Genomic DNA, 18,815 nt, shown 5'->3' with positions numbered 1-18,815 from the left:
CTGGACGCAGAACGTCCGGAATCGTGGGTACCGTGCTGGGTATGGCTATCGCGATGTATCCCAGTTTTGTGATGGATTGTCCGGACCCGGCTGTGCTGGCGAGGTTCTACGGCGAGTTGCTCGGGTGGACGGTGAAGGCTGACGAGACGTGGGGGGAGATCCGCCCGGAGGACGGCAGCAATGTCATCTGCTTCCAGCCGGTGCAGGACTTCAAGGCGCCCGCTTGGCCGGGTCAGGACGTGCCGCAGCAGATGCACCTCGACGTGATGGTCCAGGACCTCGATGCCGCCGAGCCCGAGGTGCTGAAGCTGGGCGCGACGAAGCCCGAGCACCAGCCCGGTACGACCTTCCGCGTGTTCCTGGATCCCGCCGGCCACCCGTTCTGCCTCTGCGTCAGCTGACCCTCATCGCTCGTCTGGGATGACCTCGCGCACCAGGTCGACGAGCTGGGTGACGTCGTGTCGGGCGGGTGGCGGCTCTTTCTCCAGGAGCGAGATCAGCGAGGCGGAGTCGAGGAGCTCCAGATCATCGGTGACCTGGCGGGCCGCTTCGTCCTGGCTCACCGGATCGGCGTTGGTCAGGTACCACAGTTGGACGAAGGCATCGACGTTGGTCATCAGCGTCGGCCAGCGGAGTGCGATGGTGAGGACGACCGCGAGCTGCCGCTGATCAACGGCGTCTCCGCGGCTGCTCGCGCGCTCGAGGCAGAGCTCGAGCAGGTTGACGAAGCGTTTCATCTCTCGCGGCGTGGTCGCGATGTACGGCGTCAGGGTGCCGAGGTTGTCGGCGAGTTCGGCGGTGAGGAGGGTCGTCGCGGGGACGCTCGGCATGCTGAAGGGCAGCGTGATGAGACGCTGAATGGTCGCCTGCCCCTCCTCGCGTCCGAACCGCTCCTCGAAGGCCCGGGACAGCCAGCGCGGATCCACGGCGACGATCAGTACGAGCGACTTCGGCGCCACCGTGTTCAGGGTCAGCAGGAGGTCGACCACGAAGCTGGGTACGCATCGATCCAGATCGTCGACGAGGAGCACCAGCCTGCGCTCGTCGTCGGGGACGGTGGCCGTTGCGTCGGCGAGTTGCTCCCTCAGTTGGTTCGCACTGGTCGCGGCGGGACCGAGCGTGTCTTCTTCGAGCAAGTCGGTGAAGGCGGACTGCGTGAAGCTGATCGGATCGGACTCGCTGGTGGCCCACGCATTCACCTCCGCGAGACGGATCCCTTCTTCGTCGGTGAAGATTTCGCCGAGCATCCGCAGGAAGAAGGACTTTCCGGAGCCCCATTCGCCGAGGATGCCGACGGTCAGGGGTGGTGGGGTCTGCAGGATGGTCCGGACCAGGGCCTGCGCGTGGCTGTTCATGTCGAGCAGATCAGATGACGTGGGGTCGTCCGCTACGAAGGGCACGCTCTGTGGCGCGGTGTTGATATCGAGGGTGAGCTGGATCAGTTGCTGACGTGATCGGGTGGCGACCTCGCGGTTGAGGCCGTGGTCGGCGAGGGCCGTGAACCAGTCGAGGCGGTCGGCGATCTGGTCACGTTCGATCTGTTGCTCGAAACAGATCCGCACCGCGTCGACATACTCCGGCAGTCCCGCCTCGTCGGGGTTCGGGTTCTGCGAGCGGCCCGCGACCTCGATGAGGAGTCGTTCGACGAGTTGCTGCCTTGATGTCGCGGGTTGTTGGCGTGCCGCGGCGACGGCGGTTGCGCGAATGGGGGCGTCGGGCAACAGTAGGCCCTCCACGATGTCGTCCAGGCTCAGGCTGGTGGGAACGGAACTCCCCGGTGCGGCGCCGCTGAGGCGTAGCAGCGGCAGGGGGTCGATCGGGTCGACACCCTCCTCGTCGAAGAAGGGCGCCGTACTGAGAAAACGCATCAGCCCGTCGTCGCGAGCCAGTACGGCGAGCTTGCCCATCAAGCCGCCGTCGGACGCGAGCAAGGAGTCTCGTGCTGTCGCGTCGCGAGAGGCTCGTTCGAGTAGGGCGAGCGGGCCGTCGCGGAGCAGGGAGCGGGGAGTCGAGACGGTGTATTCGAGGACCGTCTCGACCAGGTCCCGCCATTGCGGATGCTCCTGGAGCACGACCAGCTTGGCCAGGTGGAGGTTGGCCGGGCCGCCCATCACCTCCAGCCGGCTGCGATACAGCAGGGCGAACCGCTTCACCGCGCGCGGGTTCGCCGCGAAACCGTCGACACCGATCCGCAGCCAGTCGCGGTCGTCCGGCGTACTGCAGAGTTGGTCGATCAGTCGTTTCGTCGTGACCTCGTCCGACCTCATCGAGGGCAGATGGAAGGGGAACTGGACGATCTTCTCGAGGTACCGGCCGCCGTTCATCGCGGACGGTACGGTCCCGGCGTAGTGCACCTCGACCGCATGCACGAGGGCCGCGACATCGACGCCGAGTACGAAGACAGTGCCCGGTACGCCGAGGAACAGCTTGATCCCTTCGAGAACCTGAATGGCCTTCTCGGGGAGGCACCGGTCCAGGTCGTCGATGAAGATGACCAGCTTGCGCCCGTTGAGGAACTTGTCGACGACGAGCTGGAAGCTGTCGGCGAACTGCTCGATGTGCTCGGCCTTGTAGTGCGTGGTCAGAACGTCGTCGACGACCTCGACCGCCTGGATCAGCTCTTTGGCCTGCCCGCCGAGCTGTTCGGCGAGGTCCGGCTTCTTGGCGTCTCCGCCCGACTTGCCGACCAACTTCATCCCGAACGCCGTGACGCCAGCGCCGCCTAGCGCAACACCGGCGAGCGTCACCTGGGTAGCCACCGGAACCGACACGTGCTCGGCCTGCAGCCAACTGGAGGCCCCGAGCGTCACCGCACTGGTGATGGCGCCGGCCAATCGCACCGGGTCGACACGCACTTTCCGTTGGGTTTTCACGACATCGCGGTACAGGGCCTCGCGCAGGGAACGCAGCTCGGCATCATCAGGCTTACTCTGCTTGAGCAGCTCGTCGAGAATGACGCGCACGAGGGTCCGCCAGAGTGACTGCTCCTGCGCGAACTTCCAGGCCGTGTAAGACACGATCACCGGCGCCTTGTCAGGCTTGGCAGTGAGCTCGGCCTGGATCAGATTCATCAGGCTCGTCTTGCCCGAACCCCACGGGCCGTAGATGCCGATCGTCAACGACGCGGAGTCGGGTGTTTCCGCGATCCGCCGAGCCAGCGGTACGGCGTACCGGGGCACGAAGTCGAACGCGTCATCCTCGATGCGGGTGATCGGCTGATCGATATCCGTCGTGCGCGGTCCGGCCATAGCCCATCATGGCATCGTTCCGGCGACCGCCGTCAGGTCTGGCGTTGGGTGGCGTCCATGGCTATTGCATAGACGTTGCCCGTGCCGGAGGTACGGCGGTATTGGACGGATACTCGGAGAGGGCCGGTGTAGGTGCCGCCGGGGAGGGCGTAGGGACCGCGGTAGTGGCGGCCGAGGCCCGGGCCGTTGGTCCACGCATCGGCCTCGAACTCGGTGCCGCCGACGGGGGTGATCATGATGCGGCCGCCGCCGGTGGTGCCGGAGTCGCAGCCGTCGACGGTGTAGAGCTCGATGAAGGGCTGGGCCTTGTTGAAGTTGGCTTCCCAGACCGTCTCGTAGTTCCCGTTCGTGACGGTCGGCATGTCCTGGCCGCGAACCAGTTCAAAGGAGACCGGAATCCACGGCCGGGCCAGGCCGACGCCAGACTCGGCGTCGTCGGAGACCACGATGTCGTTGTTGCTGTCGGTCAAGGCCCAGTACTGGCGGCCGCTGGACACCGCGTAGGTGTAGAGCACGCGCTTGCCCTGGTCGCGGGCCAGCCGGATCACCTGGCGACCCTCGCTGTCCGGGCCGAAGTACAGGATTTCGGTGCCGTCGGCATCGATCATCCGGATCGCGCCGTCGCCCTGGACGGTGAAGGTGCCGCCGGAGATGGTCGCGTTGCCGATCCCGACCCGTTTCCGGAGTTCGTCGACTTCCTTGCGGAGGGCAACGACCTGGTCGATCAGGTTCGACGGCTGGTTGATCTGTCCCATCAGGTCACGTCCTCCAGCAGCGGGTTCATGGTCAGGGTCACGGACTCCCGGCCGTCGTCGCCGACTGCGACGTCCAGGGCGACGATCCGCATCAGGGTGTCGATGCCGTTGACGTGGAAGGCGTCCTTGATGATCACCCGGGCGTCGTCACCCATCCCGATCTCGGCGACGGTCGGCGGCAACGCGCCGTGCACGCTCAAGGTCGGCAGTACGACGGGCAGCCGGCTGACCTGCTGATCCGACTCGGCGTGTGACTGCAGTTGGACAGGGTCAGTGACCGAGCTGTAGCCGTACTCGGTTTCGAGCAGTGGCCAGCCATCGGCGTACCGGCTGCGGTCCTCGGCGACCCCGATCAGCATGCCGGTCTCGATCCCGTCGCCGGTGGCGAACGTGCGAGTCGCCATCCGGGTGCCGTCCGACGGCCACGTGTAGCTGAGCAGATTGCCGCCGTACTCCCAGACGTGCGCCGAACCGACCTGGCCGAGCCGCGGCGTGCCCAGCCGCAGCCAACGCGCTGGTCGGCCGTTGCGGTCGATCGGGCCGACGTCGAACATCATGTCGGGACCGTCGAGCAGCTGCGACAGCTTGCGGAGGGCGTCACCGGTGTTCGCGTTCTGGTACCCGAAGTACGTGCGTTCGAGGCGGATGGCGGAGTCGCCGGGACCGGGCGGGAAGGTGATACCGATATTGCCGGCCTGGTGGGACTGCGCCAGCGTGATCAGGTTGCGCGCGATCGCGTTCTGATCCATCGACCAGAAGACCTGGCGGTGCGCGACATAGTGCGGGTCGGTGTACGCCTGCTCGGTCAATACCGGGAGCACCTTGCGATGGTCGAAGTAGGACCAGAAGTCGGCACAGCCGAGCGAGATCTGCGCCGAGTTGGACTCGTACCGCCGGGTCCAGATCAGCCCGCCCCAAACCGGCGTCGAGTCGCGCAGGACATAGATGACTCGTCGGCCTGGTGTGGTCAGTTCGTAAGGCTCGATGGTCTGCACCCGCGGATCGCCCAGATGCAGGCTGGCCGAGAGTTGACCGCTGTCGCCGAGCTTCTTCGAGTACCGCACGCCCGTCAGCGGGACCTCGGCCAGCGTCCGGTTCGTGACCAGGTCGGAGATCAGGTACGTGTAGACCGGGGTCACGGCCTCAGCCAGGTCAGCGTGAGGTTGTTGATGTTGACGGCATCGGTCAGGTGCGTGCGGCCGTTGGCGGTCGTGGCCGTTGTCCAGATGAGGGCGCTGATCCGGGTCCCGGCCGTGAAGAGATTTGTGGCGGAGACACTCGCGTTTCCGGTGGAGCCTCCGGTCAGGTAGTGCTGCGCGTTCCCGTAGCGGATCCCGAGGTTCCCGGCATCGACGATGGCGAGATAGAAGTGGTACGCATCCGCGCCACCCGGAGCCCGGAACCGCGCGTTCGTGGTGATGTTCCAGATGCCCGCACGGTTGAGGGTGAAGATGGTGTTCCCGCTCGAGGGAGTGATATCGGGCGAGGTGTAGACCGATGTCGGGAAGGGGAGCCTGGTGTCCGTGCTCGCCGCGAACGCCTGCTCCTGACCGGGCCGAACCTCGTACCGTGCCTCGTGCCGCGTGGTCCCAGTCGGTACGGCGCCGAGCCACGCGCTGCCCGTCCATTTGTAGATCAGCTGATCCGTGGTGCTGAACACCATCTGGCCGATGACCGGATCGGTGATGGTCGCAGTGATCTCCGCGACCGAACTGCACACCGGAATACTCGGCACCCGCCACGCAGCCCCGTCGTGGATCTCCAGCCAGCGCCGATCACGCCGGTACGCCGTCAGTCCGTCGTACGGCGCTGCTGCGTTGCGACCCTCGACGCTCTTGACCGGGACAACTCCGCCGAGGCCGACCACCCAGTTGGGCCGCCGGTCGGTGATCATCTCCGGGGTGATTGTGGTGGCGCCGCCGGGGATCCGCACGGTGGCGAGGAGGAAGTAGTCGGGGGAGCCCGGCACATTCGGCTCGCCCGGGGTCGAGGACGGCGTACCGACGATCTGTTTGACCGCGAACGCGTTGCTCGTGTCGCCGTAGAACTTGTCGGCCTGCTGCACGATGATCAGGTCGATCCGCGCGTCCGACGAGTGGGCCGGATTGTCCGTCAGCAGATCGAGTGTCTTGACCGAGTCCAGCGTCTGCACATAGCTACCGATACCCCGCGATGCCCGCATGAACATCTGGAACGGCTGGACAGTCACCACCTTGTCCGGCGTCGGCGTCGCCGCGGCCACCAGACCCGGATCACCGCTGCCGGCCCGGATACCGTCGCGACTGGTCACCGACGTCGTACCGGACTGGATCAGGGCGCTGACCGCCAGCCGGGCGTCCTCGGTGGTGATCACACCGTTCGGTGAGTCGGAGACGGCCCACGAGTTGCGCTCGGCCATGACGTATCCCTTCAGCAATCAGATGGTGGCGTGTCGCCAGCGGGCCGTGAGCAGCGCGCTCGGATGGTACGACGCAGCAGCGAAATCGACCTGGACCGAGGTGCCGGCGGGGATCGGGAACCACTCGCGAGTGAACAGCCGGTCGCTGCGATTGACGCCGTTCAGCAGAACGGTCCTGGCGTCGGTGTCGATGACCAGCGTCTGTCCGGCCCCAACGGTGAAAGCGGGGTCGAACACCAACCGCTGACCGGTATCGCGGTTGGCGATGATCGGACCGCTGACCGGACCGCGGATCTCCCACACCGGCCAACTGGCGGCCCCACCAGAGTTGACCAGCGTGAGTCTGCCGCCCGGCCGTCCGGTCCCGAACTTCAACGGGAAGACGAGCGGGAACTCCAGTCCGTCGGTCGGCGGCGACGGCAACCCAGTGGCGGCAGTCTGGTCGACGAGCGAGTAGATCCGCGGATCCGTGGCCTGCCATTGGACGGCACCGGTGGTGTAGCCGATCGCGTAGAACCGTTCGACGCTGATCGTCCGCCGAGTACAGCGCGCATTCACCTGCCACGTCTCGCCATCCAGCCGAATCACCAGCGGCTCCTCGACCGGTTGCTCGGTGGGTGCAGTAATACTGCGCAGCTTCGTGATGACCGCGCCGAACTCCTCGATCGGCACACCCTTGATCAGGTACGTCAACGTGATCGTGCGCTTGCCCATCACCTGACTGCCCTGGAACGACCCGTGCCGATTGGGCCGATCCGGGTCGTCGCCGCGCGCGTCGGGCAGGTCCAACCACCCTTGCAGGTTGGTCATCCGGTACGGGCTGTCGGTCCCGAGCAACGTGCCACGCCACTCCAGTTGGCCGTCCGCGGTGATCAGTTCGCCGGCCGCCACTCAGCCACCTCCTCGCGACATCCAGTCGAGTTCGTGGGCGATATCTGCCGGCGTCTGATCCGGTGTCGTGTAGAAGTTCTCGATCCGGATCACCGCGCGCTCCGGTTCCGCCGTACTGGCTGCATTGGATGCGAGCTGGTACGGCGTCGCCGTGGCGAGGCTGAGATCGCCGATCCCGGCGGTGACCAGGCCGGCCAGTTGGGACGAGGCCCGGGCAACCGCGGCACTGGTGTCCTCAATGCCTTTGGCCAGACCCAGGGGGACCCAGCGACCGAGTTCGGCGGCGACCTTCGACGGGGAGCTGATGCCGAGGATCGACTTGATCGGGCCGGGGATGATGTCCTTGATCAGACCGATGATCTTGTCCTTGATCCAGGTGGCCGCGGCCTTCAGACCGTTCCAGAGTCCTTCGAGAATCGACCGGCCGACGTCGAGCAGCAGATTCCCAAGATTGCCCAGGGCACCGAGTATGCGTCCGGGTAGTCCACCGAGCCAGGACAGCAGTTCGCCGAGTTTGCCGACCGCAGCGCTGAGCACGCCGCCGAACCATCCGGCGACCTTGCCCGGCAACTGACCGAGCCAACCGATCGCCGCGAGGACGCTGTCGATCGCTGCCGAGATGCCGGTGACGATGGCGTTCCAGATCATCTTGAGGAAGTCCCAGATGGCCTGGAACGCGGCCTTCGTCCAGGCCACGATGGTGTCCCAGTTCGCGATGATCAACGCGACGAGCCCGACCACGGCCGCGATGATCAACGGGATCGGGCCCATCGCGAGCAGCCAGGCGGCCGCCATACGGGCGCCTTGAAGTAGTGCTTGGGTGCCCATCACGATCCAGGCGCCGACGACCTTGGCCGCGTTGGCGACCGCGGTCCAGCCCATCAGGCCCCACTGCACGAGCATCATGGCGCTCTGCGCGACGAACTGCGCCGCTGCCACGACTGCCTGCGCGGCCATCGTCGCGAACGCCGCAATGGTGGCCGCGGCCGCAACGGCCGCCGCGATACCCAATTGGATCAAGGCAGGCAGGAAGAAGGCGAGGATGATCCCGCCGACGATCATCAGCGGCGTCTGGTTGGCCGCGATCCATTGTCCGAGCGACTGGAACGCCGGTACGACGGTCCCCGTGATGAAGTTGCTGACGGCATCGAATGCGGGTTGGAGCTTGGTGGTCAGGAAGCCGATCGCGGCCGACAGACCGGCTTGGAGACCGGTCGCGAGCAGGCCCATCACCGGTCCGCCGACGAGCGACAACAACCCGCCGCCGAGAGCCACCGCGGCATCCACGCCGATCCCGGCGGCCGCGCCGACGACCGGGCCTTTGCTCTTGCCCAGCGCCTCCGCGACCTTGCGTCCCGCCTCCTCGGCCTTGTTGACGATGTCGGTCTTGGCCTCGTCGAACTTGGACCGCATCTGCGTCAGCGTGTCCTGGAACAACGTGTCGTTGAGGCCGATGTTGGCGACGAAGTCACCGACGGACAAGGCCACCTTTGCTCACCTCCCTCCCGTTACAGGTTGCTGATGACGGATCGTGCTGTGTCGCTGTTCACCTCGACGGGTTCCTTCGCGGTGACCTGGCGCCAGACGCTCTCCGGTGACAAGCCGGACAGCAGCGCGGCGAACTCCCACCACGACAGTCCGTCGTCGAGGTCCGCCATCAGGTCCCGGCCGTACTCGCGCCGCCAGTCCGCGTAGAGCAGCCGCCAGTGTTTGAGGATCAGCCGGACGGTGCCGGTTCCGTCGCCCCCTTCGCGGGGGCCACGCAGTTTCCCGCCGGTGCTTGCCGATTCTTGTAGACCTGCTGACAGGTGCCGAGTACGTCGGGCAGGTCGTCGATCTCGAGGCCGCGGTTCAGGATGTCGACCAGGTTCTCCTCGCCGAGCAGCGCCGACAACATGTCGAACGCCTCCTCCGCAGTGACCTCGTCAGTCGCCGAGCGCCCGTTCTTCTGCGCCGACACCGCGAACAGGATCAGCTTGGCCGGCAGCGAATGCGGCAGCGTGTAGACCTTGCCGAGGATGCGGATCTTCGGTGCGACCCGAGCGGCCTTGCGCTCGCGCCAGGCCTCGTCGAAGTCGTAGTCAACCTCGACGTCTTGGTCGCCATCCGTCACTTCTTGGCCCCTTCGCGTGCAGCGGGAGTCGTCACCGGCGCGGTGGTCGACGCTCCAGACCGGGTCACAGTCGCGGCCCAGGCGAACTTGTCGTTGTTGCCGCCGCCCTGCTCACCCATCGAGAAGGTCGCGTTCCAGACCTTCCACGCGGTGTCCATCGGGTGCCGGAACCGGATCTTGCCGAGGCTCGCGAACCCGACCTGGGTGGCGAGCGCCTCGACCCTGGCCTGACCGGGATCCTGCGCGCCGTTGGCCGGATCCTTGAGCAGGAAGCCCTCGAGTTCCAGGATCGCGCCGCGCTGGATGATCTCCTGCTCGTAGTTGCCCGCCGAGTCGAACGTCGTGGTGTCGACGACCTCCTCGTTCTCACTCGCGTTCGGTACGGCGGAATTCAGCCCGCCGAGCGGGGTCCACGTCGTACCGTTGGCTTCGGCGACCTGGATGATGATGTCGCGGGCGTTGATCTTCACTGCTGGCATGCGCTGTTCCTCTCAGCTGCGGTTCACGGTCGGGCGGTGCAGCTCCATCCGGACGGCGACCGACCACTCGTCGCGCGCGTTGGTGTCGCGACCGGCGAAGATCGGCCCTGCCTGGGTGCCGACACCGAGCACCAGCCAGGTACCGCCGGGCAGCCGCCGGTTGGCCAGCCCGTGGATCGCGTCGTAGATCGCCTGCGCACGAGCCTCGGCGACGGTGGCGTTGTTGGGAGTACCGCGAACACGGAACAGCACAACCGGTTCGTCGTACCCGAGCCGGCTGTCGGACTCCACACCGGGCTGGCGGGTCAGTACCACCGCTGCGTCGGTTGTCGCGGGCATCCCGCCGAGGAAGATGTCGCCGCCGGTCGGCGGGTTGTAGTCGCCCAGACCAAGCTCTTCGAGCAGTCCTGCGACTTCCTCGAGCAATGTCACGCCATTCCTCCCCCAGTAGGACGTGGCAACGCGGACATCGTGCATGCCCGCACACCCGACGTCAAAGGGTCAGAGTCAGAGGTCTAATCGACACGGTGCAAGAGGTCTAGCGAGGTCAGTACGTCGGCCGGTGGGCCTTCGCGCAAGAGCTGACCATCGTGCAGCAGCAGGCAATGGTCGGTACGGCGTGCCGCCGCGAGGTCGTGTGTTGCCTGTACGACGGTGACGCCGTTCGTGGTCACCTCGTCGAGGACCGCGGTGATCGCTTCACGGGCCGACGCGTCGAGGCCGGTGGTCGGTTCGTCGAGCAGGAGGAGGTCGGCCTCCTGCGCCAGGCCTTGCGCGACCAGTGCGCGTTGCCGTTGTCCACCTGATAATTCGCCGAGTTGTCGGCCGGCGAGATTGGTGATGCCGAGCCGCTCCATCCAGGTGTCGACCACCGACCGGTCGTGCGCGGTTAGACGCCTCCACAGCCCGCGATGTCCCCAACGGCCCATCGACACGGTCTCCCGAACGGTGAGCGGGAACGTGTCGGCGATCGCGCTGCGCTGCACGACAAAGGCCGGCCTGGCGTTGGTCCGGTGGGCGACCTGCCCGGCGGTGGCCGGAAGCACGCCGGACAGTACGCCGAGCAGGGTCGACTTCCCGGATCCATTGGCCCCGACGACGGCCGTGGTGGCGAACGCGGGGATCTGCGCCGTGAAGCCGGACAGGACCGGCCGGCCCGGGTACCCGGCCGCCACGGCGGTGAGCTCGACCTGAGAGGCTGCCATGAGACTCCTTTTGAATTGATAATCATTTTCATTATAGGGTCTCGGTCATGGAGTGGTTGACGGCACCCTTCGAGGTGTCCTTCGTGCAGCGGGCCTTGTGGGGCGGCATTCTGGTGTCGCTGATCTGCGCACTGGCCGGCACTTGGGTCGTGCTGCGGGGGATGGCGTTCCTCGGTGACGCGATGGCGCACGGCATGCTGCCGGGTGTCGCGTTGGCCTCGCTCCTGGGTGGGAATCTGCTGATCGGCGCTGCCCTCAGCGCGACGGCGATGGCGCTTGGTGTCACTGCGGCTGCCCGTACGGCGCGCCTGTCGCAGGACACTGGAATCGGTCTGTTGTTCGTCGGCATGCTCTCGCTGGGCGTGATCATCGTCTCGAGATCGCAGTCGTTCGCTGTCGATCTGACCGGGTTCCTGTTCGGTGACGTGCTCGCCGTACAGAACTCGCACCTGACGCAGCTTGCCGTCGCGCTCGGCCTGGCTCTCGTTGTGTCGGTGGTCGGGCATCGGGCCTTTGTCGCGCTCGCGTTCGACGAGCGCAAGGCGCAGACTCTCGGCCTGCATCCGCGGCTCGCGCAGATCGCTTTGCTGGGACTGCTGACGCTCGCGATCGTCGCGTCGTTCCATGTGGTCGGGACGCTGCTGGTGTTCGGTCTGCTGATCGCACCGCCGGCGGCTGCGCTGCCGTGGGCTCGGCGCATTCCTTTGATCATGATCGGAGCTGCTGGCTTCGGCATCAGTGCGACATTCCTCGGCCTGCTGCTGTCCTGGCACCTGGCCACCGCGGCCGGCGCGACCATCGCCGCGGTCGCCGTACTGCAGTTCCTGCTGTCGACCGTTGCCGCGGGCATCCGTCATCGATTCGAATTCGGGCACTCGTCATGAGACTCAGAACGACTGCCGTCGTACTCGCCTTGCTCCTGCTGACCGCCGGCTGCGGCAAGGACGTCAAGGCAGAAGCACCGCATGGGTACGTCGAGGGTGCCGAGGAAACTGCGGAACAGCAGTCGCGTCTGGTGCTCGCGGATACCGGCACTGGCGCCGTACAGATCCTGGACCTGATCACCGAGAAGGTGAGTCCGGCGGGGAAGGTCAGCGACGTACGGGAACTGACCACCGATGGCCGATTCGCCTTCCTGGGAACGGATTCCGGCGCGCAGGTTGTCGACAGCGGCGCGTGGATGGTGGACCACGGAGACCACGTGCACTACTACCGCGCTCACATCCGCTCTGCCGGAGACATCCAAGGAAGACCGCGGCATGTCCACAGCGATGCCGTGATCACTGCGGTGAGTTTTGAGGACGGGAGCGTCCGCGTGTACGACCGCACCAAGTTTGAGGCGGGCGCGGTGGACGAGGGCCGTTCCTTTGTCAGCCGCGCGGAGCCTGTCCCGGTGATCCCTTATCAAGAGCATCTTCTGGTTCCGGGGGCTGGCGGCCGACAGGATGTGGTCGAGGTTCATGACCGCCAGGGCGCGGTGAAGGCGTCACTCGAACAGACCTGCCCGGACGTTCGTGGCGAGGCCGTCACCCGGCGCGGTGTGGTCTTCGGATGCGCTGATGGCGCGCTGCTGGTGACTGCGAAGGACGGCCGGTTCACCGGCTCAAAGATTCCGTACGGCGTGCCTGTCGCCGACCGCGATCGTCCGAGCGACTTTCGGCATCGGGTGGGCAGTACGACGCTCACGGCTGTTGCTGGCAACGACGCGGTCTGGGTTCTCGATATCACCAAGCGGACTTGGAAGCTCGTGCGGACTGGGCCTGTCGTGGCTGCGAACACCGCGGGGGAGGGGGCGCCATTGCTCGCGCTGGCGGCGAACGGCGTACTGAAGGGGTTTGACGTGGTCACGGGGAAGCAGACGGCTGCCACCAAACTGCTGTCCCGGCCGGATCGGCGGGCAGTGATCGAGCTCGACACCAGCCGCGCGTATGTCAACGATCCGGTGGCGCGCAAGGTCTACGAGATCGACTACAACGACGACCTCCGGGTTGCCCGGACCTTCCCACTCGACTTCACGCCGTCGCTGATGGTGGAGACGGGACGATGAGGCGTCGTACGATCGCGGTCTTTGCTGCGCTGAGCTGCGTGCTGGTGGGTCTGACGGCGTGCGCGCCCGGTGGATCCGGCCGCCCTAGCGTAGTTGTCACCACGAACATCTTGGGCGACATCACGCGCAATATCGTCGGCGATCAGGCCGAGGTCACCGTGCTGATGGAGGCCAATGCCGATCCGCATTCGTTCGGGATCTCCGCGCAGCAGGCTGCCCGGATCGAGCAGGCGGATCTCGTTGTGTACAACGGACTTGGGCTCGAAGAGAACGTCCTGCGGCATGTCGAGGCGGCGGGGGAGTCCGGGGTACCGACCTTCGCGGCGGGCGATGCCGTGGACCCGATCGCGTACACGTCGGGCGACACGGCCGGTCGGCCCGATCCACATTTCTGGACCGATCCGGATCGAGTGATCAAGGCAGCAGCGTTGATCGCGGACCAGGTCGTTCAGTTCGTCGACGGCGTCGACTCGACCGCGATTCGGGCGAATGCCGATCGCTACCGGACGGAGCTCGAGGAGCTCACCACCTGGATATCGACGAGCTTTGCGCGGATCCCGGCCGGCCAACGGAACCTGGTGACCAACCACCACGTCTTCGGGTATCTGTCTCAGCGCTTCGGGTTCCGGGTGATCGGCGCTGTCATCCCCAGCGGTACGACGCTCGCTTCGCCCAGCGCGTCCGACCTTCGATCGCTGGTGACGGCCATCGAACAGGCCGGTGTCCGCGCGATCTTCGTCGACTCGTCTCAGCCGGATCGGCTGGCTCAGGTCCTCAAACAGGAAAGCCGGCTCGCGGTGCAGGTCATCCCGCTGTTCTCGGAATCTCTCACCGGCCCGGACCAAGGCGCACCCACCTATGTCCAGATGATGCGCGCCAACACGAAGGCGATCTCCGACGGTCTCGCCCCCTGACCACCCCTTTGAATGACAAGGAAAGCCCTATGCAGAAGAACACACTGGCCGCCGTACTGACCGCGGCCGTCGCACTTACCGCCTGCGGTGCGGAGCCGAAATCAGCCGGTACGCCGAGCAATGCGGCGAACACCGTGAAGGATCCGATCGTGACGACGTACGACGGTGGTCTGTATGTCCTGGACGGCGAGTCGTTGAAGGTCGCCAAGGACATCCCGCTCGACGGATTCAACCGGATCAACCCGGCCGGCGACGACCGCCATCTGATGGTCTCCACCGGGACAGGCTTCCGGGTGCTGGACGCGCTGAGCCCGGAGCTGACGTCGGTCGAGTTCAAGGGCTCGAAGCCGGGGCACGTGGTTCGCCACGCCGGGCGGACAGTGCTCTTCGCCGACGGGACCGGTGAGGTCACGATCCTCGACTCGAAGGCGGTCGCCGATCCTAAGGCCGCCACCCGGACCTACAAGTCGGCCGCGCCGCACCACGGGGTCGCGATCGAGCTGGCGAACGGCGAGCTGGTCACGACGCTGGGGACCGAGGAGAAGCGGGTCGGCATCCTCGTGCTCGACAAGGACCGCAAGGAGATTGCCCGCAACGAGAGCTGCCCTGGCGTTCACGGCGAGGCCACCGCGAAGGACGAGGTGGTGGTGATCGGCTGCCAGGACGGCGTACTGATCTACAAGGGTGGGGTGATCACGAAGGTGAAGAGCCCCACGGCCTATGGGCGGATTGGTAACCAGGCCGGTTCCGACAGCTCACGGATCGTGCTGGGTGACTACAAGCAGGACGCCGACGCCGAGCTGGAGCGTCCTGAGCAGGTTTCGCTGATCAACACCGAGACCGGGAAGCTGCAGTTGGTCGGCCTCGGTACCAGTTACACCTTCCGTTCGCTGGGCCGCGGCCCGCAGGGCGAGGCGCTGGTGCTGGGGACCGACGGCCAGATCCACGTGATCGACCCCGAGGCGGGCAAGGTCACCAAGACCATCCCGGTGCTCAAGAAGTGGCAGGAGCCGCTGGAATGGCAGGAGGCTCGCCCGGCACTCTTCGTCCGCGGCGGAACCGCCTACGTCTCCGACCCGTCGACGAAGAGTCTGCATGCTGTCGACATCGCGTCCGGGAAGGTGCTGGTGACGACACCGTTGCCGAAGGCCCCCAACGAGCTCAGCGGCATTCAGCACTGACTCAACGAGTGAAGGCCAGGTCGCCATCCAGGGAGGGTCTCCGTGATGGTTGGCAACCCTGGACATTAATCGATTGACGGGGCGCCGTGGTACTGGTCTGCTGGAGAGACGTGCGCCGGATCGACCGGTGCGGACCGGAAGGAGGAAGCCATGTCTGTTCTGTCCAGCAGCTTCGCTCTGAAAGGTTCTTCGGTTTGGTATTCGCACGTTCGTTCAACTGTGAGCACTGCGGCGTAGACGTCTCACTCGACGCCCCCGGCACCACCCACCGCAATCACTGCCCGAGCTGCCTGTGGTCCCGGCACCTCGACCGCAACGTCCCCGGCGACCGCAAAGCCGACTGCTCCGCCGGCATGGAACCCATCGCCGTCACCGTCCGCGGCGAAGGCCGCTGGGTCCTCATCCACCGCTGCACCAACTGCGGCCGCCTACGCCTCAACAAAACCGCCGGCGACGACAACGTCCTCCTCCTGATGCGCCTGGCCGCCCTACCCCTCACCATGCCCTTCATCCCCTTCGCCCCCGACCCAGACCCACCCAGCAAACCCCGAGCCCGCAAACCCAAGGCCTAGCGGGGTGACAATGCTGCATGGGCATCTTGGAGAAGTTTTCGTTGGTGGGGCGGACGGCGTTGGTGACGGGTGGGTATCGGGGGTTGGGGAAGGCGTTCGCGACTGGGTTGGCTGAGGCGGGGGCTGATGTGGTGATCGGGGCGCGGGATGAGGAGGCGTCCAAGGTGGCGGCTGGGGAGGTTGCGGCGGCTACTGGGCGGACGGTGGTGGGGGTCGGGCTTGAGGTGGATGATCGGGAGTCGGGGCGGGCGGCGATTGCGGCGGCGGTGGAGGCTACTGGGCGGTTCGACATCTTGGTGAACAACGCGGGGGCTTGTTTTCATCGGGCCGCTTTGGAGGTGCCGGATGCGGAGTGGGACGAGGTGTTCTCGACCAATGTGAGTGGGTTGTGGAAGCTGAGTCAGTCGGCGGCTGTGCACTTCTCGAAGGTGGGTGGCGGGACGATCGTGAATGTGGGGTCGATCTCGGCGCAGATTGTGAATCGGCCGCAGTGGCAGCCGGCGTACAACGCTTCCAAGGCGGCGGTGCATCAGTTGACGAAGTCGCTGGCGGCTGAGTGGGCGCCGTTGAACATCCGGGTGAACGCGGTGGCGCCGGGGTACACCAAGACCGAGATGGCGCCGGTGGACGAGCCGCGGTTCAAGGCTCGGTGGATCGATGACGCGCCGATGCAGCGGTACGCCGTACCGGAGGAGATCGCGCCGACGGTGGTGTTCCTGGCGTCGGAGGCGTCGAGCTTCATGACCGGGTCGGTCGTGGTCATCGACGGTGGGTACACCCTGCACTGACTGGGCGGTGTCAGCGCGGTGTCAGCGGGATCGGGAATCGTCCTCGACATGAACAACACACTCGTGAACGGACATGTTGAGGACGGCTGGGGCAAGGTTGCGGATGCGTTCCGCGCGAACTTCGACGGGAATCCCGGCGAGTCGGGCGCGTCGGTGGCCGTGTACGCCGAGGGTCGGCCGGTCGTGGATTTGTGGGGCGGACTGGCCGACACCGAGGCTGGTCGGCCGTGGAAGCAGGACACGATCGCGCAGGTCGCGTCGACGACCAAGGGTGCGACCGCGATCTGTGCGCACCTGCTCGCCCAGCGCGGGGAGCTGGATCTGGATGCGCCGGTCGCGAGGTACTGGCCGGAGTTTGGTGCCGCGGGCAAGGACCAGATCCCGGTCCGCTGGCTGCTGTCGCACCAGGCCGGGCTGCCGCTGATCGACGGGCCGTTGTCGCTCGAGGAGGCCTACGCCTGGGACCCGGTGATCCACGCGCTGGAAGCGCAGAAGCCGCTGTGGACTCCGGGCACGGAACACGTCTACCACGCGGTGACGTTCGGCTACCTGGTCGGTGAGGTGGTACGGCGGATCTCTGGCAAATCGCTCGGTACTTTCTTCGCCGACGAGGTCGCCGGCCCGCTCGGTCTGCATGCCTGGATCGGGTTGCCGGCGGAGCAGGAAGAGAACGTCGCGAAGATCGAGTACGCCGCGCCGTTCACGCTCGAGGAGATGACCGAAGGAATCCTCGAGACGACCGGGCTCGACGCCGACACGGTCAACGCCTGGATGACCTCGGTGTGGGGCGAAGGCTCGGTGCAGGCCAAGGCGGGCGTACTCGGCGGTGCCTTCGACCCGACCTCGGACTACTTCACCAAGCGCGAGTGGCGGGCCGCCGAAGTTCCGGCCGCGAACATGGTCGCCGACGCCCGATCGATCGCCCGCATGTACGCCGCCACGGTCAGCGACGTCGACGGGATCCGGCTCCTCGATCCCGCCACCGTCGAGCGGATGATCGAGGTCCAGACCGACAAGACGCGGATGCACGGGCTCCCGCCGGGCCTGGACCTCCCGGCCGACCGCTCGTTCTACATGTCACTCGGCTTCTGGCGGTCCTGCCCGCCGCAGCCGATGCTCGGCCCGAACTCGTTCGGCCACCCCGGCTCCGGTGGCTCGATCGGCTTCGCGGACCCAGACGCCGGCGTCGGCTTCGGCTACGCAATGAACCGCTGGTCCTTCCGCGTCGGCGAACCGCGCGCATCGAGCCTGTCAGACGCGGTCAAGGCCTGCCTCGGCTGACCGAACCCCGACGGTAGCGGCCGGGCGTCTGCCCGGTCGCCGCGTGGAAGGCACGCGTGAACGCGGACTCGGAGTGATAGCCGACCCGGCCTGCAACGGTCGCCACGGTGAGGTCCGGGTCGGTCAGGAGGTCGGCGGCGATCATCATCCGGAGGTTCGTGACGAAGGTCGCCACCGGGGTGGCGGTGTGCCGCGTGAAGTGCCGGATAAAGGTTGCCCTGGACATCGATGCGGTCTCGGCCAGCCGCTCGACCGTCCAGTGCGCGGCCGGATCATCCAGTACGGCGCGGAGCGCGGCGGCGATGCGGTCGTCGGTGACGGCGGTCCACGGGGCGGGCGTTCCGCCTGCGCGCAGCATCAGCGCGAGGAGCGCCGTACAGAGGGCGTTGAGGATCGCCGTGCTGCCGGCGGTCTCGGCACGGGCCTCGGCGCGGAGCAAGGTGGCGAGGCTTCGGACGGTCTCGTCGGCCGCGCCGAAGGAAACGATGAGGGGATCGGGCAACGATCTCAGCAGCAGATCACCGGCGCCGGATGCCACGGTGAAGTGGCCGCAGAAGATGTCGGTGTGGACGTCACCCGATGGGCTGCGGACGGAGTCGAACGCCGTACCGGGTGTCTCGACCGACGGTCGCCGGGCGCCCGCGGTGCGGACGATGTGCGCAGGACTCGTCGGCAGCAGTACGGCGTCGCCTGCGCTGAGGTGGAAGCTGCGCCGGCCGAGTTCGAGGGTGCAGTCGCCTTCGAGCACGAAGTGGAACGCGGCCTCGCGCTCGCCGTACGCGCCGACCCGCATCTCGGTCGCCGCCGCGAACAGGCATCGCTTGTCCACAGTCCCGGCCGCACGGGCGAGATCGATGACGTAACTGGTGAGATCCATGAGACGTATCAGCATATATCTGACCCAAAGCGAGCTGTTCCAGATCATTCATCCCGGCGAGACTCA

20 protein-coding genes are annotated in these 18,815 nt (G+C 66.5%); 8 read left to right on the top strand and 12 right to left on the bottom strand.

Annotated elements, in window-relative coordinates; genetic code table 11:
• Positions 1-41 precede the first annotated feature (41 nt).
• Positions 42-401, top strand: a complete 360-nt coding sequence (locus ABD231_RS37890) for a VOC family protein (RefSeq protein WP_344163764.1) — start codon at positions 42-44, stop codon at positions 399-401.
• A gap of 3 nt (positions 402-404) precedes the next feature.
• On the opposite strand, the gene ABD231_RS37885 is transcribed toward ABD231_RS37890, so the two are convergent.
• The 11 genes from ABD231_RS37885 to aztA form a co-directional block, all read right to left on the bottom strand.
• Positions 405-3,248, bottom strand: coding sequence for a KAP family P-loop NTPase fold protein (locus ABD231_RS37885; protein ID WP_344163761.1), 2,844 nt, complete (start codon positions 3,246-3,248; stop codon positions 405-407).
• Positions 3,249-3,280: 32 nt separating this feature from the next.
• The gene (locus ABD231_RS37880) at positions 3,281-4,003 is read right to left on the bottom strand and encodes a hypothetical protein (protein ID WP_344163758.1); all 723 of its coding nucleotides are present in this window, start codon (positions 4,001-4,003) and stop codon (positions 3,281-3,283) included.
• Positions 4,003-5,142 carry a hypothetical protein gene (locus ABD231_RS37875; RefSeq protein WP_344163756.1) on the bottom strand — a complete coding sequence of 380 codons (1,140 nt, stop codon included), beginning with the start codon at positions 5,140-5,142 and terminating at the stop codon, positions 4,003-4,005. The genes ABD231_RS37880 and ABD231_RS37875 overlap by 1 nt, the downstream gene beginning before the upstream one ends.
• The gene (locus ABD231_RS37870) at positions 5,139-6,401 is read right to left on the bottom strand and encodes a hypothetical protein (RefSeq protein WP_344163753.1); all 1,263 of its coding nucleotides are present in this window, start codon (positions 6,399-6,401) and stop codon (positions 5,139-5,141) included. The genes ABD231_RS37875 and ABD231_RS37870 overlap by 4 nt, the downstream gene beginning before the upstream one ends.
• Before the next feature lie 18 nt (positions 6,402-6,419).
• Entirely contained in the window at positions 6,420-7,292 is an 873-nt protein-coding gene (locus ABD231_RS37865; protein WP_344163750.1) for a phage distal tail protein, read from the bottom strand.
• Complete coding sequence (locus ABD231_RS37860; protein WP_344163747.1) at positions 7,293-8,780, bottom strand: hypothetical protein; 1,488 nt, start codon at positions 8,778-8,780, stop codon at positions 7,293-7,295.
• A 20-nt stretch (positions 8,781-8,800) separates the two neighbouring features.
• A complete protein-coding gene (locus ABD231_RS37855) occupies positions 8,801-8,950 on the bottom strand; it encodes a hypothetical protein (protein ID WP_344163744.1) in 150 nt (49 codons plus the stop codon).
• A 59-nt stretch (positions 8,951-9,009) separates the two neighbouring features.
• Entirely contained in the window at positions 9,010-9,405 is a 396-nt protein-coding gene (locus tag ABD231_RS37850; RefSeq protein WP_344163742.1) for a hypothetical protein, read from the bottom strand.
• Positions 9,402-9,884: a phage tail tube protein gene (locus ABD231_RS37845; protein ID WP_344163739.1), complete on the bottom strand. Its 483-nt coding sequence runs from the start codon at positions 9,882-9,884 to the stop codon at positions 9,402-9,404. Before ABD231_RS37845 ends, ABD231_RS37850 begins: the two co-directional genes overlap by 4 nt.
• Positions 9,885-9,896: 12 nt before the next feature.
• Positions 9,897-10,316 (bottom strand): minor capsid protein, encoded by a 420-nt coding sequence (locus ABD231_RS37840; RefSeq protein WP_344163736.1) that lies wholly within the window; start codon positions 10,314-10,316, stop codon positions 9,897-9,899.
• 83 nt (positions 10,317-10,399) lie between these two features.
• Positions 10,400-11,089: a zinc ABC transporter ATP-binding protein AztA gene (gene aztA / locus ABD231_RS37835; RefSeq protein WP_344163733.1), complete on the bottom strand. Its 690-nt coding sequence runs from the start codon at positions 11,087-11,089 to the stop codon at positions 10,400-10,402.
• Between the two features lie 47 nt (positions 11,090-11,136).
• On the opposite strand from aztA, the gene aztB reads away from it, so the two are divergent.
• From aztB to ABD231_RS37800, 7 genes are all read left to right on the top strand, one after another.
• Complete coding sequence (gene aztB, locus ABD231_RS37830; RefSeq protein WP_344163730.1) at positions 11,137-11,973, top strand: zinc ABC transporter permease AztB; 837 nt, start codon at positions 11,137-11,139, stop codon at positions 11,971-11,973.
• Positions 11,970-13,136, top strand: coding sequence for a hypothetical protein (locus ABD231_RS37825; protein ID WP_344163727.1), 1,167 nt, complete (start codon positions 11,970-11,972; stop codon positions 13,134-13,136). The genes aztB and ABD231_RS37825 overlap by 4 nt, the downstream gene beginning before the upstream one ends.
• Complete coding sequence (gene aztC / locus ABD231_RS37820; RefSeq protein WP_344163725.1) at positions 13,133-14,050, top strand: zinc ABC transporter substrate-binding protein AztC; 918 nt, start codon at positions 13,133-13,135, stop codon at positions 14,048-14,050. The genes ABD231_RS37825 and aztC overlap by 4 nt, the downstream gene beginning before the upstream one ends.
• A gap of 29 nt (positions 14,051-14,079) precedes the next feature.
• The gene (aztD, locus tag ABD231_RS37815; protein ID WP_344163723.1) at positions 14,080-15,231 is read left to right on the top strand and encodes a zinc metallochaperone AztD; all 1,152 of its coding nucleotides are present in this window, start codon (positions 14,080-14,082) and stop codon (positions 15,229-15,231) included.
• A gap of 194 nt (positions 15,232-15,425) precedes the next feature.
• Positions 15,426-15,803: an RNHCP domain-containing protein gene (locus ABD231_RS37810; protein WP_344163721.1), complete on the top strand. Its 378-nt coding sequence runs from the start codon at positions 15,426-15,428 to the stop codon at positions 15,801-15,803.
• A 17-nt stretch (positions 15,804-15,820) separates the two neighbouring features.
• On the top strand, positions 15,821-16,591 hold the full coding sequence (locus tag ABD231_RS37805; protein ID WP_344163719.1) for an SDR family NAD(P)-dependent oxidoreductase: 771 nt from the start codon (positions 15,821-15,823) through the stop codon (positions 16,589-16,591).
• A gap of 48 nt (positions 16,592-16,639) precedes the next feature.
• On the top strand, positions 16,640-17,872 hold the full coding sequence (locus tag ABD231_RS37800; RefSeq protein WP_344163717.1) for a serine hydrolase domain-containing protein: 1,233 nt from the start codon (positions 16,640-16,642) through the stop codon (positions 17,870-17,872).
• On the opposite strand, the gene ABD231_RS37795 is transcribed toward ABD231_RS37800, so the two are convergent.
• Entirely contained in the window at positions 17,853-18,749 is an 897-nt protein-coding gene (locus ABD231_RS37795; protein ID WP_344163715.1) for an AraC family transcriptional regulator, read from the bottom strand. The two genes, ABD231_RS37800 and ABD231_RS37795, sit on opposite strands and share 20 nt — an antisense overlap.
• Between the last annotated feature and the right edge of the window lie 66 nt (positions 18,750-18,815).

Source organism: Kribbella yunnanensis (assembly GCF_039529655.1).
In the GTDB taxonomy this organism is placed as follows: Bacteria; Actinomycetota; Actinomycetes; order Propionibacteriales; family Kribbellaceae; genus Kribbella; species Kribbella yunnanensis.
Note: the sequence above shows the minus strand (reverse complement) of the source record. Positions and strands in the feature narration are given on the sequence as shown.

Coding starts and splice junctions, on each gene's coding strand:
- aztB (WP_344163730.1), top strand. CDS start 11,137: ATGGAGTGGTTGACGGCACCCTTCGAGGTGTCCTTCGTGCAGCGGGCC.
- ABD231_RS37800 (WP_344163717.1), top strand. CDS start 16,640: ATGAACAACACACTCGTGAACGGACATGTTGAGGACGGCTGGGGCAAG.
- aztA (WP_344163733.1), bottom strand. CDS start 11,089: ATGGCAGCCTCTCAGGTCGAGCTCACCGCCGTGGCGGCCGGGTACCCG.
- ABD231_RS37890 (WP_344163764.1), top strand. CDS start 42: ATGGCTATCGCGATGTATCCCAGTTTTGTGATGGATTGTCCGGACCCG.
- ABD231_RS37825 (WP_344163727.1), top strand. CDS start 11,970: ATGAGACTCAGAACGACTGCCGTCGTACTCGCCTTGCTCCTGCTGACC.
- aztC (WP_344163725.1), top strand. CDS start 13,133: ATGAGGCGTCGTACGATCGCGGTCTTTGCTGCGCTGAGCTGCGTGCTG.
- ABD231_RS37870 (WP_344163753.1), bottom strand. CDS start 6,401: ATGGCCGAGCGCAACTCGTGGGCCGTCTCCGACTCACCGAACGGTGTG.
- ABD231_RS37885 (WP_344163761.1), bottom strand. CDS start 3,248: ATGGCCGGACCGCGCACGACGGATATCGATCAGCCGATCACCCGCATC.
- ABD231_RS37845 (WP_344163739.1), bottom strand. CDS start 9,884: ATGCCAGCAGTGAAGATCAACGCCCGCGACATCATCATCCAGGTCGCC.
- aztD (WP_344163723.1), top strand. CDS start 14,080: ATGCAGAAGAACACACTGGCCGCCGTACTGACCGCGGCCGTCGCACTT.
- ABD231_RS37880 (WP_344163758.1), bottom strand. CDS start 4,003: ATGGGACAGATCAACCAGCCGTCGAACCTGATCGACCAGGTCGTTGCC.
- ABD231_RS37855 (WP_344163744.1), bottom strand. CDS start 8,950: ATGGCGGACCTCGACGACGGACTGTCGTGGTGGGAGTTCGCCGCGCTG.
- ABD231_RS37805 (WP_344163719.1), top strand. CDS start 15,821: ATGGGCATCTTGGAGAAGTTTTCGTTGGTGGGGCGGACGGCGTTGGTG.
- ABD231_RS37795 (WP_344163715.1), bottom strand. CDS start 18,749: ATGGATCTCACCAGTTACGTCATCGATCTCGCCCGTGCGGCCGGGACT.